General features: G+C 71.1%; 10 protein-coding genes. 5 read left to right on the forward strand and 5 right to left on the reverse strand.

Annotated features, from left to right (window positions below; translation table 11 throughout):
- Window positions 1-149: 149 nt before the first annotated feature.
- The 3 genes from CFB82_RS14515 to mdlC are packed head-to-tail and all read right to left on the reverse strand — an operon-like array spanning window position 150 to window position 4,200.
- The gene (locus tag CFB82_RS14515) at window positions 150-1,088 is read right to left on the reverse strand and encodes a ketopantoate reductase family protein (RefSeq protein ID WP_089484486.1); all 939 of its coding nucleotides are present in this window, start codon (window positions 1,086-1,088) and stop codon (window positions 150-152) included.
- Window positions 1,089-1,102: 14 nt separating this feature from the next.
- Window positions 1,103-2,554: an aldehyde dehydrogenase gene (locus CFB82_RS14520; RefSeq protein WP_089484487.1), complete on the reverse strand. Its 1,452-nt coding sequence runs from the start codon at window positions 2,552-2,554 to the stop codon at window positions 1,103-1,105.
- 38 nt (window positions 2,555-2,592) lie between these two features.
- Window positions 2,593-4,200, reverse strand: coding sequence for a benzoylformate decarboxylase (gene mdlC / locus CFB82_RS14525; protein WP_089484488.1), 1,608 nt, complete (start codon window positions 4,198-4,200; stop codon window positions 2,593-2,595).
- Window positions 4,201-4,297: 97 nt separating this feature from the next.
- On the opposite strand from mdlC, the gene CFB82_RS14530 reads away from it, so the two are divergent.
- The 4 genes from CFB82_RS14530 to CFB82_RS14545 all read left to right on the forward strand — a co-directional run bounded on the left by CFB82_RS14530 (window position 4,298) and on the right by CFB82_RS14545 (window position 9,437).
- Window positions 4,298-5,209 carry a LysR family transcriptional regulator gene (locus CFB82_RS14530; RefSeq protein WP_089484489.1) on the forward strand — a complete coding sequence of 304 codons (912 nt, stop codon included), beginning with the start codon at window positions 4,298-4,300 and terminating at the stop codon, window positions 5,207-5,209.
- 187 nt (window positions 5,210-5,396) lie between these two features.
- Window positions 5,397-6,791: a D-arabinitol 4-dehydrogenase gene (dalD, locus tag CFB82_RS14535; protein WP_089484490.1), complete on the forward strand. Its 1,395-nt coding sequence runs from the start codon at window positions 5,397-5,399 to the stop codon at window positions 6,789-6,791.
- Between the two features lie 83 nt (window positions 6,792-6,874).
- A complete protein-coding gene (xylB, locus tag CFB82_RS14540) occupies window positions 6,875-8,356 on the forward strand; it encodes a xylulokinase (RefSeq protein WP_089484491.1) in 1,482 nt (493 codons plus the stop codon).
- A gap of 124 nt (window positions 8,357-8,480) precedes the next feature.
- Complete coding sequence (locus tag CFB82_RS14545; RefSeq protein WP_089484492.1) at window positions 8,481-9,437, forward strand: sugar-binding transcriptional regulator; 957 nt, start codon at window positions 8,481-8,483, stop codon at window positions 9,435-9,437.
- Here the strand turns inward: CFB82_RS14545 and CFB82_RS14550 are convergent.
- Window positions 9,388-10,713: an MFS transporter gene (locus CFB82_RS14550; protein ID WP_373558803.1), complete on the reverse strand. Its 1,326-nt coding sequence runs from the start codon at window positions 10,711-10,713 to the stop codon at window positions 9,388-9,390. The genes CFB82_RS14545 and CFB82_RS14550 overlap by 50 nt on opposite strands.
- Window positions 10,710-11,906: a serine hydrolase domain-containing protein gene (locus CFB82_RS14555; RefSeq protein ID WP_089484493.1), complete on the reverse strand. Its 1,197-nt coding sequence runs from the start codon at window positions 11,904-11,906 to the stop codon at window positions 10,710-10,712. Before CFB82_RS14555 ends, CFB82_RS14550 begins: the two co-directional genes overlap by 4 nt.
- A gap of 113 nt (window positions 11,907-12,019) precedes the next feature.
- Between CFB82_RS14555 and CFB82_RS14560 the strand changes: the two genes are divergently transcribed.
- Window positions 12,020-12,904 carry a LysR family transcriptional regulator gene (locus CFB82_RS14560; protein WP_089484494.1) on the forward strand — a complete coding sequence of 295 codons (885 nt, stop codon included), beginning with the start codon at window positions 12,020-12,022 and terminating at the stop codon, window positions 12,902-12,904.
- Window positions 12,905-12,926 lie beyond the last annotated feature (22 nt).

Raw genomic sequence — 12,926 nt, forward strand, 5'->3', positions numbered from 1 at the left:
GCCCGGATCTCGTGCTGCGCAGGCGGCCGGCGTCGACGCATCGGCGCCGCCTCCGGTGTCTCGTCCAACCTGTCCCGATCCGGCGCCGTCGCCTGCGCGCGACGCGCTCGTCTCGTCGTGCGACGCAAGCCGCGCCGCACGCCTGATGCTCAGTTCACCCGCGCGTCGATCAGCCTGACCAGCGCGAGCAGCGTCTCCGCATGCGGCACCGCGACGCCTGCTTCACGCGCTGCCGCGACGACCTTGCCGCTGATCGCGTCGATTTCCGTGCGACGGCCCGCGAGCACGTCCTGCAGCATCGACGGGCGATGGCCGCGATGCGTGCGGATCGCATGCTCGACGTTGCGCGCGATGCGCTCGCCGTCGACCGCGATGCCCTTCGCGCGCGCGACCGCCGCCGTCTCGGCAGCGATCGCCTGCGCAAGCCGCGGCCCGTCGTGATGTTCGCCGAGCTGGTCGACCGTGCAGCCCGTCACCGCGCACAGCGTGTTGAGCGCCGCATTGAACGCGACCTTTTCCCAGATCGCGGCCCACACGTCGTCATCGAGCGAGCACGCGAGCCCCGCGCGCGACAGCGCGTCGGCGACGGCTGTCGCGAACGAGCGCTCCGCGCCGTCGGCCGTCATCATCCTGACGACGCCCGCGCCGTGCGAATGCACATGGCCGGGCCCCGCGAGATCGGCCGGCCAGGTCGTGACGCCGACGAGAATGCGCTCGATCGGCACGAACGCATTCAGCGTCTCGACGTTGCCGAGCCCGTTCTGCAGCGTCAGCACGTACGTGTAGGGGCTCAGCAGCGCACGCACGCCGTCCAGCGCGTGGCGCGTGTGCAGCGATTTCGTGAAGACGATCAGCAGGTCGAATGGTGTGTCGGGCGACGCCTGCGCGTTCGCAGCTTCCGGCCGGAGCACGTGCAGCGCGCGGAGGGTACGTTCACCACGATCGTCGTCGATGCGCAGCCCGTCGCGGTGAATCGCATCGAGATGCGCGTCGTTCACGTCGATCAGCGTGACGGCCTCGCCGCTTTCGGCCAGCAGCCCGCCGAACAGCGAGCCCATCGCGCCGGCGCCCAGAATCGCAATCCTCATCGTCGGCGGCCTCGTCAGAACGGATAGTGGCGCGGTGCGGTCTGCACCGTGATCCAGCGCAGGTCCGTGAACGCCGCGATGCCGGCCTTGCCGCCGAAGTGGCCGAAGCCGCTGTCCTTCACGCCGCCGAACGGCATCTGCGCCTCGTCGTGCACGGTCGGACCGTTCACGTGGCAGATGCCCGATTCGATGCGCGCCGCGACGCGCATCGCACGCGCGACATCACGGCTGAACACGGCCGACGACAGCCCGAACGCGTTGTCGTTCGCGCAACGGATCGCGGCGTCCTCGCCATCGACGCGCACGATGCCCTTCACCGGGCCGAACGACTCCTCGGCATAGATGCGCATCGCCGGCGTCACATGGTCGAGCAGCGTGGCCGGGAACAGCGTGCTGTCGGCCTTGCCGCCGCACACGAGCGTCGCGCCGTGCGCGAGCGCGTCGTCGATCAGCGCGTTGCAGCGCTCGACGGCCTTCATGTCGATCAGCGAACCGAGCACGACCGGCCCGTTGCGAGGATCGCCGAGCGGCAGCGACGCGGCCTTGTCGGCAAGCTTCGCGACGAACGCATCGGCGATCGCGGCGTCGACGACGATGCGCTCGGTCGACATGCAGATCTGCCCGGAATTCGCGAACGCGCCGAACGCGGCCGCCGCGACCGCCGCGTCGAGATCGGCATCGTCGAGCACGACGAACGGCGCCTTGCCGCCGAGCTCCAGCACCGACGGCTTCAGGTTGCGCGCGCAGGCTTCGGCGACGATCCTGCCGACACGCGTCGAGCCCGTGAAATTCACGCGGCGCACGGCCGGATGCGCGATCAGTGCATCGACGATGGCGCCCGCATCCTCGGGCGCGTTCGTCACGAAATTGACGACGCCCGCCGGCAGCCCCGCTTCCTGCAGCGCCTCGACGATCAGACCGTGCGTGACGGGACACAGCTCCGACCCCTTCAGCACGACCGTGTTGCCGCACGCGAGCGGCAGCGCGAGCGCGCGCGTCGCAAGGATCACCGGCGCATTCCACGGCGCGATGCCGAGCACGACGCCGGCCGGCTGCCGCACGCCCATCGCGAGCGACCCGGGTACGTCGGACGGGATCAGCTCGCCGCCGACCTGCGTGGTCAGCGACGCAGCCTCGACGAGCCCGCTCGCGGCAAGCTGCACGTTGAAGCCGGCCCACAGCGCGGACGCGCCCGTCTCCGCCGCCATCGCGGCGACGAACTGTTCGTGCTTCGCTTCGAGCGCGGCGGCCGCTTTCAGCAGCAGCGCGCGCCGTGCGCCGGGGCCGAGCGCGGCCCAACCAGGAAATGCGCGGGCGGCCGCGTCGGCCGCCGCGCGCGCATCGTCGACGGTACACGCGGGCGCTGCGGACGCGACTTCGCCATCAAGCGGGTTGCGGCGCACGAAGGTCGCGCCGCTGGATGAATGACGGCGTTCGCCGCCGATCAGCATCGATACGGTTTGCATGGAATCTCCGGAAGGACGCGCGCTGCGCATCACGTAATTCAGGCAATCTCGACTTCGACGACGACCGGCGTCGCGGCACGCAGTGCGTCGGCCAGCGTGTCGCGCAGGTATGTGGCAGCGATCACTCGCACGCCACGGCAGCCCATCCCTTGCGCGAGCGCGACGAAATCCAGGTTCGGCAGATCGGTGCCCTGCACGGGATCGCCCGGGCCGAATCCGAACACGGGTGCGAAATCCTGCAGCGCCGCGTAGCGCCGGTTGTTCAGGATCACGAACGTGATCGGCAGCTTCAGTTGCGCGGCGCTCCACAACGCCTGGATCGAATACAGGCTCGACCCGTCGCCGATCAGCCCGATCACGCGCCGGCCCGGCTGCGCGAGCGCGACGCCGACGGCGGCCGGCATCCCGTAGCCGAGCCCGCCGCTGTCCATCGTGTAGAACGTGCCGCTGCGCGTGAACGGCAGGTGCTCCTGCATCACGGGCCGTGCACTCGGCGCTTCCTCGACGACGATGTCGTGCGCGTCGCGCACGTCCGCGAGCGTCTGCAGCGCGAACGCGACCGACATGCGCTCGCCGGCGGCGGGTGGCTCGACGCGCGCACGCGGCGGCCGCGGCGCGGGCATCGGCCGCTCGGGCGGTGCCGGGCGCGCGAGCAGGTCGCGCGCGGCGAGCCGCAGGTTGCCGACGACCGCATCGCCCGACGGCGTCCACGCGGCGATGCCCGGATCATCGACGAGCTGCACGAGCGTGGCTCCCGGCGGCACGTGCGGGCCGAAGCCCTCGATGTGATAGGTGAACGCGGGCGCGCCGAACGCGAACACGAGGTCGTGCCCGTCGAGCCGCGCGACGATCTTCTCGCGGATCGCGGGCAGGAAGCCGGCGAACAGCGGATGGTCCTCGGGGAAACTGCAGCGCCCCGACATCGGCGCAACGTACACGCGCGCACGGTGCCGCTCGGCGAGCCGCACGACGTCGTCCCACGCACCGGCGCGATCGACGGCCGCCCCGACCACGAATGCGGGACGCCGCGCGGCGTCGAGCGTGTCGCCAAGCCGCGCGAGCGCGTCCGGGTCGGGCCGCACGACGCTGCTGACGTCGCGGCGCGGCAGCCGCTCGGCCGGCTGGTCCCAGTCGTCGACCGGGATCGACACGAACACGGGGCCGCGCGGTTCCTGCATCGCGATGCGGTACGCACGCGCGATCGCGGCCGGCACATCCTGCGCGCGCGCAGGCTCGATGCTCCACTTCACGTACGGCTTCGGCAGCTCGGCGGCCTGCGTCGCGCCGAGGAACGGGTCGAACGGCAGGATCGCGCGCGCCTGCTGGCCCGCGGTAACGATCAGCGGCGTGCGGTTCTTGAAGGCGGTGAAGAGATTGCCCATCGCGTTGCCGACGCCCGCCGCCGAATGCAGGTTGACGACCGCCGCATTGCCGGTGGCCTGCGCGTGGCCGTCGGCCATCCCGACCACGACGGCTTCATGCAGGCCGAGCACGTAGCGGAAATCGTCCGGGAAGTCGCGGAACATCGGCAGCTCGGTCGAGCCGGGATTGCCGAACACGCGGTCGATGCCGAACTGGCGAAGCAGGTCGATCACCGCATCGCGGACGGTGATCGGTGCGGCGGAAGGGGGCAGATGGCCGGACATGTTCGGCGCTCCTCGATGGCTTGGCGGTTTCCACAGTATCGAAGCGCAAGCCATTCTCTGATACTGTATTTTTTGCGAAAAGCCATACCGATCCGACATGACTTTCGATCTCCGACAATTGCGCGCCTTCACGACGATCGTCGCGTGCGGCAGCCTCGGCCGCGCCGCCGACGCGCTGCACGTGACGCAGCCGGCGCTGAGCCGGATCCTGAAGCGGCTCGAGGAGCAGGTCGGCGCGCCCCTGTTCGAGCGCCACTCGAAGGGGGTGCAACTCACCGCGTTCGGCGAGGCGCTGCTGCCGCACGCGACACTGCTGCAGCACGAGGCCGAGCACGCGCGCGAGGAGCTCGACGCGATGCGCGGGCTCGCGAAAGGCACGATCAAGGTCGGCACGGTGGGCAGCATCGCGAGCCTCGTGCTGCCGGTCGCGGTGGGCCGCGTGCTCGACCGCTGGCCGAACCTGCGCGTCGAGATCATCGAAGGCGTGTGGGACCGGCTCGCGGAAGGGCTGAACAAGCACGAGATCGATCTCGCGCTGTCCGCGCACGGGCCCGACACCGACGAGATCGTCGCGATTCCCGAGTGCCGCTGGGAGGATCGCAGCCACATCGTTGCGGCGCCGCACCATCCGCTGCGCGGCCTCGGCCGGGCGCCGACGCTCGCCGATACGCTGCACGCGCGCTGGGCGATTCCGCCGCGCGGCACCGCGCCGTTCGACCACATGCGCGCGACCTTCGACGCGCACGGGCTGGCGCTGCCCGACATCGCGGTCGAGACGCGCTCGGTGACGACGCTGAAAAGCCTCGTCGCGCATGCCGGCTTCCTGAGCTGGATGGCCGAGCCGATGTACGGCGCCGAGCAGCGCGCCGGCACGATCGACACGCTGCCCGTGCGCGAGGTCGTCGCGGTGCGCACGCTCACCGCGTTCCGGCGCCGCCACGGCATCCTGCCGGGGCCGGCCGGCAAGCTGCTCGAGGAACTCGTCGCGTTGACGCGCGAAGGTCGCTGACGGCGCTTTCCGCACCGGCCGCCCGTTCGCGGCCTCCCCACCCTGCTGCCCACACGCCACCGCAGCGCACCATCGAAATGCCGTTTCCCCGCCTTGACTTTCGCTCGCCCGAATACGATCATTCGCTCACACAAAGAGCAAATGATCGTATTCGACAGGACTGTCAGGCACGAACAGGAGACACCGGATGAGCGCATCGCCCTCCGCCCGCGCGCCCGTGCTGCTGCACATCGGCGCGGGCTCGTTTCACCGCGCGCACCAGGCGTGGTATCTGCACCGCGTGAACGCGGCCGTCCCGGCCGACGAGCGCTGGTCGCTGACCGTCGGCAACATCCGCGACGACATGCACGCGACGATGGACGCGCTCGCCGCGCAGCACGGCGCCTACACGCTCGAAACCGTCACGCCGCAAGGCGAGCGCGCGTACGAGACGATCCGCGCGATCACGCGCGTACTGCCGTGGTCGATCGACCTCGCCGCGCTGATCGACGCCGGCGCCGACCCGGCCTGCCGGATCGTGTCGTTCACCGTTACCGAAGGCGGCTACTACCTCGACGAACACAACCGGCTCGACCTCGCGAACGCCGATCTCGCGGCCGACCTGCAGGGCGCGCGCACGACGCTGTACGGTGCGCTCGCGGCGCTGCTCGCCGAACGCGTGAAGCGCAACGCGGGCCCGCTCACGCTGCAGAGCTGCGACAACCTGCGCAACAACGGCGCGCGCTTTCGCGCGGGGATGCGTGAATTCCTCGAACGGCGCGGGCTCCCCGACCTGCTCGCATGGTTCGATGCGAACGTCGCCACGCCGAGCGCGATGGTCGACCGCATCACGCCGCGCCCGACCGCCGACGTGCGCGAGCGCGTGCTGGCCGCCACCGGCTTCGACGACGCATGCCCGGTGATGGGCGAATCGTTCATCCAGTGGGTGATCGAGGACCGCTTCGCGGCCGGCCGTCCGCGCTGGGAGCTGGCCGGCGCCGAACTCGTCGACGACGTGCACCCGTACGAGGAAGCGAAGATCCGCATCCTCAATGCGACGCACAGCTGCATCGCGTGGGCCGGCACGCTCGCGGGCCATACGTATATCCACGAAGGCACGCACGACGCGGCGATCCGCCGCTTCGCGCACGACTACGTGACGCAGGACGTGATCCCGTGCCTCACGCCGAGCCCGCTCGACCTCGCGCGCTACCGCGACGTCGTGCTCGAACGCTTCGGCAACCCGTACGTGCTCGACACCAACCAGCGCGTCGCGGCCGACGGCTTCTCGAAGATTCCCGGCTTCATCGCGCCGACGCTCGTCGAATCGTTCGCACGCGGCGCGGCGCCGGTCGCCACCGCCGTGCTGCCCGCGCTGTTCCTGCGCTTTCTCGAACGCTGGGCGCGCGGCGCGTTGCCGTACGCGTACCAGGACGGCGTGATGGACGAAAGCGTCGCACGGGCGATCGTCCAGGCCGACGACCCGGTTGTCGCGCTGTGCGCGAACCGGCAGCTATGGGGCTCGCTCGCCGGCAACGCCGCGCTGTTCGAGGCCATGCGCGGCGGACTCCGGCGTGTCGACGCATGGCTCGCGGCACGCTGACCGGCATCCGGGCGAACCTGCCTTGGCACGGGCGCGGCCGCGCGGCTAAAGTAGCGACTCCCCACTGACGGAACGGATCGCTCATGTATCTCGGCATCGACCTCGGCACCTCGGAAGTGAAGGTGCTGCTGCTCGCCCCGGACGGCACGGTCGTCGGCACCGCCGGCTCGCCGTTCACCGTGTCGCGGCCGCATCCGCGCTGGGCCGAACAGCATCCGGACGACTGGTGGCACGGCACGCTCGCCGCGCTCGCGGCGCTGCGCGAACGGCACCGCGACGCGTTCGCGGCCGTGCGCGGCATCGGCCTGTCGGGCCAGATGCACGGCGCCGTGCTGCTCGGCCGCGACGACCGCGTGCTGCGCCCCGCGATCCTGTGGAACGACATGCGCAGCGCCGACGAATGCGCGCTGCTCACCGAACGCGCGCCCGATCTTCACGCACTGGCCGGCAACCTCGCGATGCCGGGCTTCACCGCGCCGAAACTGCTGTGGGTCGCGAAGCACGAACCCGACGTGTTCGCGGCGACCGCCTGCGTGCTGATGCCGAAGGATTACCTGCGGTTCCGGCTGACCGGCGCGAAGGTGTCCGATCCGTCGGACGCAGCCGGCACGCTGTGGCTCGACGTCGCGCGCCGCGACTGGTCCGACGCGCTGCTCGCCGCGTGCGGGATGACGCGTGAGCAGATGCCCCGCATCGTCGAAGGCAACGCGCCGTCCGGCACGCTGCGCGCGGACATCGCACGCGAACTCGGGCTGTCGGAGGCCGTCGTGGTGGCGGGCGGCGGTGGCGACAACGCGACGAGTGCACTCGGCATCGGCGCGATCCACGCAGGCGACGGCTTCGTCTCGCTCGGCACGTCCGGCGTGCTGAGCGTGGTCGGCGATCGCTTCATGCCGAACCCCGCATCGGCCGTGCATGCGTTCTGCCATGCGATTCCCGATCGCTGGCAATTGATGAGCGTCGTGCTGTCGGCCGCGAGTTGCCTGCGCTGGGTCTGCAAGCTGACCGGCACCGACGAGCCCGCGCTGCTCGCCGAAGTCGAAACGCTCGACGCCGACGCGCTCGCGACGGCCCCGCTGTTCCTGCCCTACCTGTCCGGCGAGCGCACGCCGCACAACGATCCGTACGCGCAAGGCGTGTTCTTCGGGATGACGCATGCGACCGAACGCGCGCATCTCGGCTATGCGGTGCTCGAAGGCGTGACGCTCGGCCTCGCCGACGGCCTCGACGCGCTGCATGCGGCCGGTGTCGAAACCGACCAGCTGTCGCTGATCGGCGGCGGCGCGCGCAGCGCGTTCTGGGCGCAGCTGATCGCCGATGCGCTGAACGTGCGCACGCGCCAGCACGGCGGCGGCGAAACCGGCGCGGCGCTCGGCGCGGCGCGGCTCGGCTGGCTGGCCGTCGGCGGCGATCCGCATGCGGTGCTGACCAAGCCGCCGGTGCGCGCCGAATACGCGCCCGATGCGGCACGCCATGCGCTGCTGCGCGAACGCCTCGACGCGTTCCGCGCGCTGTACCGTCACGTGCAGCCGCTGTACGAACCGTCGCGCACGCGGCTCGCATAAGCGCCGCACGTCACGCGTGGCGGCCATCGGCCGCGTGCGCGACATGCGGTACAGTGGATGCCGTCATGCGGCCCGCGGGGCGGCCCCCAGGGCGGCCCCCCCAGATCCGAACCGAATCGCTATCGTGTCCAAGTCCTCAGAAAAACTCGATCTCGCCACGCGTGCCGCGTGGCTCTACTACGTCGCGGGCGACACGCAGAACGAAATCGCGGAAAAGCTGCAGGTGTCGCGCCCGGTCGCGCAGCGTCTCGTCGCGTTCGCGGTCGAGAAGAACCTGATCCGCGTGCGCGTCGACCACCGGCTCGCCGACTGTCTCGATCTCGGCGCGCAGCTGTCGAAGCGCTACGGCCTCGCGATGTGCGAAATCGTGCCCGTCGATGCCGATGCGCCCGACGCGATCGACCGCAAGCTCGCGGTCGCCGGCGCGCAGGTGATGGAGCGCTACCTGAACGAAACGCGGCCGATGGTGATCGCGGTCAGCAGCGGCCGGACGCTGAAGGCCGCGGTCGCGCAGATCGCGCAGATCGACCGCCCGCAGCACCGGCTCGTGTCGATGGTCGGCGCGATCGCGGCCGACGGTTCGTCGAACCGCTACGACGTCGCGCAGTACATCTCCGAGAAAACCGGCAGCAAGCACTTCCTGCTGCCCGCGCCGCTGTTCGCCGACAGCGACGCCGAGCGCGCGCAGTGGTGCAATCACCGGCTGTACCGGATCGTCGAGGCGCTGTCGGGCAAGGCCGACGTCGCGTTCGTCGGGATCGGCAACATCGGCCCGCACTGCCCGCTCTACGAAGACGGCTTCATCACCGAACAGGAGCGCGACGAGATGACCGCGCTCGGCGCGGTGGCCGAGTTGCTCGGCGTACCGATCGACGCGCAGGGCACGCAGATCGCCGTGTCGACGAGCGCGCGCGTGACGAGCGTCGCGCTCGCCACGCCGCCGAAGCTGCCGACGATCGCGTTCGCCGGCGGCCCGAAGAAACACGACGCGGTGATTGCCGCGCTGCGCGGCGGCTGGCTGTCGGGGCTCGTCACCGACGAAGCGTGCGCGCGCGCCGCGCTCGCCGCGAAAGCGGCCTGACGCCGAAGCCGCGCGCGGCTGTCGAACGCTCACGCTGCTTGCGGCGCGGAAACGCATGTCGGCGCGCACGCCACGCACCGACCCACGCAGCCGCCAGCAGCGCGACGAGCACCCACGGAATCGCACCGGCGCCCGTTGCGCCGAGCAGCATTCCGCCCGCGATGCCGCCGCCCGCGATCGCGAGGTTCCACACCGTCACGAGCATCGACTGCGCAACGTCGGCCGCCTCCCCCGCCGCATTCGCGGCGGCCGTCTGGAACAGCGTCGGCGCACCGCCGAACGCGAGCCCCCACAACGCGACGCCCGCATAGACGATCGCCATGCCGGAACCTGCGCCGAGCATCGCCGCCGCGATCGCGAACAGCGCGATGCTGGCGAGCGTCAGGCGTCGCTGCGCGGCGCCGATCCACGCGCCCGTCAGCGCGATGCCGACCAGCGACGCGAGACCGAACACGAGCAGCACCGCATCGACCTGCGCGCCCATCCGCACGCCCGCGAGAAACGGCGCGACGTACGTGTACAGCATGTTGTGCGCGAGCACGTACGCGAACATCACGGTCAGCACCGGCCGCACACCGGGCAGCGTCATCACGCCGAGCACCGGCTCGCGCGCGCCGGCCTGCTGCCCCGGATAGTCGGGCACGCGTACGCGAATCCAGCCGATCAGCGCCAGCGCCGCGACCGTGATCCCCGCGAACGCGACGCGCCAGCCGAACATCGCGCCGAGCGCGGTGCCGGCCGGAATGCCGATCGACATTGCTGCCGGTATGCCGAGCATCGCGACCGCGATCGCCCGGCCGCGCAGCGACGGGTCGACCAGCCGGCTCGCGTAGCCCGCCAGCAGCGCCCACAGCAGCCCGGCGGACATCCCGGCGACGAAGCGCGCGGCCAGCGTGAGCGCGTAGTACGGCGACGCGGCCGTCACCGCATTCGACACGACGAACCCGGCGAGCGCCGCGAGCAACAGGCCGCGCCGGCGCATCGCGCGCGTCGCGGCGACGAGCGGAATCGCCGCGACGATCGAGCCGAGCGCATAGACAGTCACCAGTTGGCCGATCAGCGCTTCGGTCACGTGCAGGTCGACGCTCATCAGTGGCAGCAGGCCGGCCGGCAGGGCTTCGGTGAGCACCGTGATGAAGCCGGCAGTGGCAAGCGCGAGCAGGTTCGCGACGGGCAGGCGCTCGCGGCCCGGTGCAGACGAGCCGGCTGCAGAATCGGCAGCCCGGTCGGCGGCGGACGCGGAAGCGGACGGAGAAGCGGATACGCATTCGCTCATGCCGCGCTCCGGTCGTCGACGCCATACACCGCATCGCGCACGTCGGTGACGATGCGCCCGTGCATCCCTTCGTACAACGTATTGGTCAGCGCGACGACCGTCAGCCCGGCCGCACGGTCGACGAACCACGCATGCCCGTACGCGCCGCCCCAGCGCCAGGTGCCGACCGACTCCGGCGACTGCGCGGCCGCCGGATCGCGCAGCACCGAAAAGCCGAGCCCGAAACCGAATCCCGGCGCATCCGGCAAGTCGTGCGCGCCCGGCTGCACCCGCGCCATCTCGTCGATCCAGCGCGGTGCGAGCCAGCCGTCGAGGCCCGTGCGCAGCGTATCGAGCAGCGTCAGGCAATCGTGCGCGGTGCCGACCATGCCCGCGCCGCCCGACGGCCACGCGGTGGCATCGAACGCGCGCGCCGTCTCGAAGCGGATACCGACCGTGCCGTCGAACACCGGCACGAGATCGTCGTCGGCCATCCGGCGCGGCGCGCCCGGCGTGCTCACGTAAGGCGTCGCGACGCGCGCGGCGTCATGCGCGACGAATCCGGTATCGGCCATCCCGAGCGGTGTCGTGACGAGCGCGGCCACGGCCTGCGCGAGCGGGCGGCCGTCGACCGCCTCGATCAGCGCGCCCACCACGTCGGTCGCGAGCGAGTAGCCCCACGACGTGCCGGGCGCGAACTGCAGCGGCACGCCGGCGATGCGCCGCACGTTCTCGGCGAGCGACAGGCTCGCGCGATCCATCCCGTCGGATACGCCTGCACGCGCATACGGGCCGTCGCCGTCCGCTTCGAAGAAGCGATAGCCGAGCCCGGCCGTATGCGACAGCAGATGGCGCAACGTGATGTTCGCGGGCGTGCCGTCCGCGAGCGTCGGCGTGAACGCGGGGAGCCAGCGCGCGACCGGCTCGTCGAGCCCGATGCGGCCTGCCGCGACCAGCCGCATCGCGGCGGCCGTCACGATCGGCTTCGACACCGACGCGAGCCGGAACACCGTGTCCTCGCGCATCGGCGTGCCGGCTTCGCGATCGGCCAGCCCGGCCGCGCGTGCATAACGCAATTCCCCGTCGCGGGCGACCAGCACGACCGCGCCGACCACGCGCGCGTCGGCCAGTGCGCGATCGAGCACGGCGTCGAGCCGCGCGCGCAGCGCGGCGTCCGGTTCTCCGCGGTGGGTGGTGACAGGCAGGGATGACATGGCGTGACCTCGAACGATGAAGGAACGCCCATCGTAGGGAGCCAGCGCGGGACGAAAAACCGGGGTAGAGTTCCGGACACTCCGGACATCGATGTCCGCAATCGGGAACCTGCATGGAAAATCTGGGCGGTTTCGTCGTATTCGTTCAGGTCGCGGAAACGCGCAGCTTCGTCGCGGCCGGCCGCGCGCTCGGGCTGTCGGCGTCGGCGATCGGCAAGCGCATCGCGCGCCTGGAAGCGCGCCTGAACGTGCGACTGTTTCACCGCAGCACGCGCAGCATCACGCTGACGGCCGAAGGCGCGCGCTTTCTCGAACGGTGTCGGCGCGTGATCGCGGAGATCGACGCGGCCGAGCAGGAACTGACGCACAGCGCCGAAGCGCCGCGCGGGCGGCTGCGCGTGAGCCTGCCGACGATCGGCACGCTGCTGCTGCCGGTGCTCGCCGATTTCATGGCCGCGTATCCGGAGATCGAGCTCGACATCGATTTCAGCGACCGGCTCGTCGACGTCGTCGACGAAGGGTTCGACGTGGTGCTGCGCACCGGCCAGCCGTCGGATTCGCGGCTGTCGTCGCGGCGGCTCGGCCATTTCCGCCAGCACCTCGTCGCGTCGCCCGACTATCTCGAGCGGCACGGCACGCCGCGCACGCCGGCCGATCTCGCGCGGCACCGCTGCCTGCACTACCGCTTCCCCAGCAGCGGCCGGCTCGAGATCTGGCCGTTGCGCGCGTCGCGCGCCGGCACGCCGCCGGAGGTGCCGGTATCGATGGTCAGCAACAACGCGGAAACACGGCTGTGCTTCGCGCTGCGCGGGCTCGGCATCGCCTGCCTGCCCGAGTTTTTCGTACACGGCGCGCTGGCCGACGGCACGCTGCGCACGGTGCTCGACGAACACGTCGAGAGCCGCACGCCGTTCTACGTACTGTGGCCGTCAGGCCGCCATCCGACGCCGAAGCTGCGCGCGTTCGTCGACTACGTGGCCGAGCACCTGCGCCTCTGAGCACCGCAGGCGCACGTGCCGA

Origin of the sequence: Burkholderia sp. HI2714 (genome assembly GCF_002223085.1) — a bacterium.
Classification (GTDB): Bacteria; Pseudomonadota; Gammaproteobacteria; order Burkholderiales; family Burkholderiaceae; genus Burkholderia; species Burkholderia lata_D.

Excerpts from the sequence above, each read along its gene's own strand:
- CFB82_RS14515 (WP_089484486.1), bottom strand. The coding sequence starts at position 1,088 with ATGAGGATTGCGATTCTGGGCGCCGGCGCGATGGGCTCGCTGTTCGGC.
- CFB82_RS14520 (WP_089484487.1), bottom strand. The coding sequence starts at position 2,554 with ATGCAAACCGTATCGATGCTGATCGGCGGCGAACGCCGTCATTCATCC.
- mdlC (WP_089484488.1), bottom strand. The coding sequence starts at position 4,200 with ATGTCCGGCCATCTGCCCCCTTCCGCCGCACCGATCACCGTCCGCGAT.
- CFB82_RS14530 (WP_089484489.1), top strand. The coding sequence starts at position 4,298 with ATGACTTTCGATCTCCGACAATTGCGCGCCTTCACGACGATCGTCGCG.
- dalD (WP_089484490.1), top strand. The coding sequence starts at position 5,397 with ATGAGCGCATCGCCCTCCGCCCGCGCGCCCGTGCTGCTGCACATCGGC.
- xylB (WP_089484491.1), top strand. The coding sequence starts at position 6,875 with ATGTATCTCGGCATCGACCTCGGCACCTCGGAAGTGAAGGTGCTGCTG.
- CFB82_RS14550 (WP_373558803.1), bottom strand. The coding sequence starts at position 10,713 with ATGAGCGAATGCGTATCCGCTTCTCCGTCCGCTTCCGCGTCCGCCGCC.
- CFB82_RS14555 (WP_089484493.1), bottom strand. The coding sequence starts at position 11,906 with ATGTCATCCCTGCCTGTCACCACCCACCGCGGAGAACCGGACGCCGCG.
- CFB82_RS14560 (WP_089484494.1), top strand. The coding sequence starts at position 12,020 with ATGGAAAATCTGGGCGGTTTCGTCGTATTCGTTCAGGTCGCGGAAACG.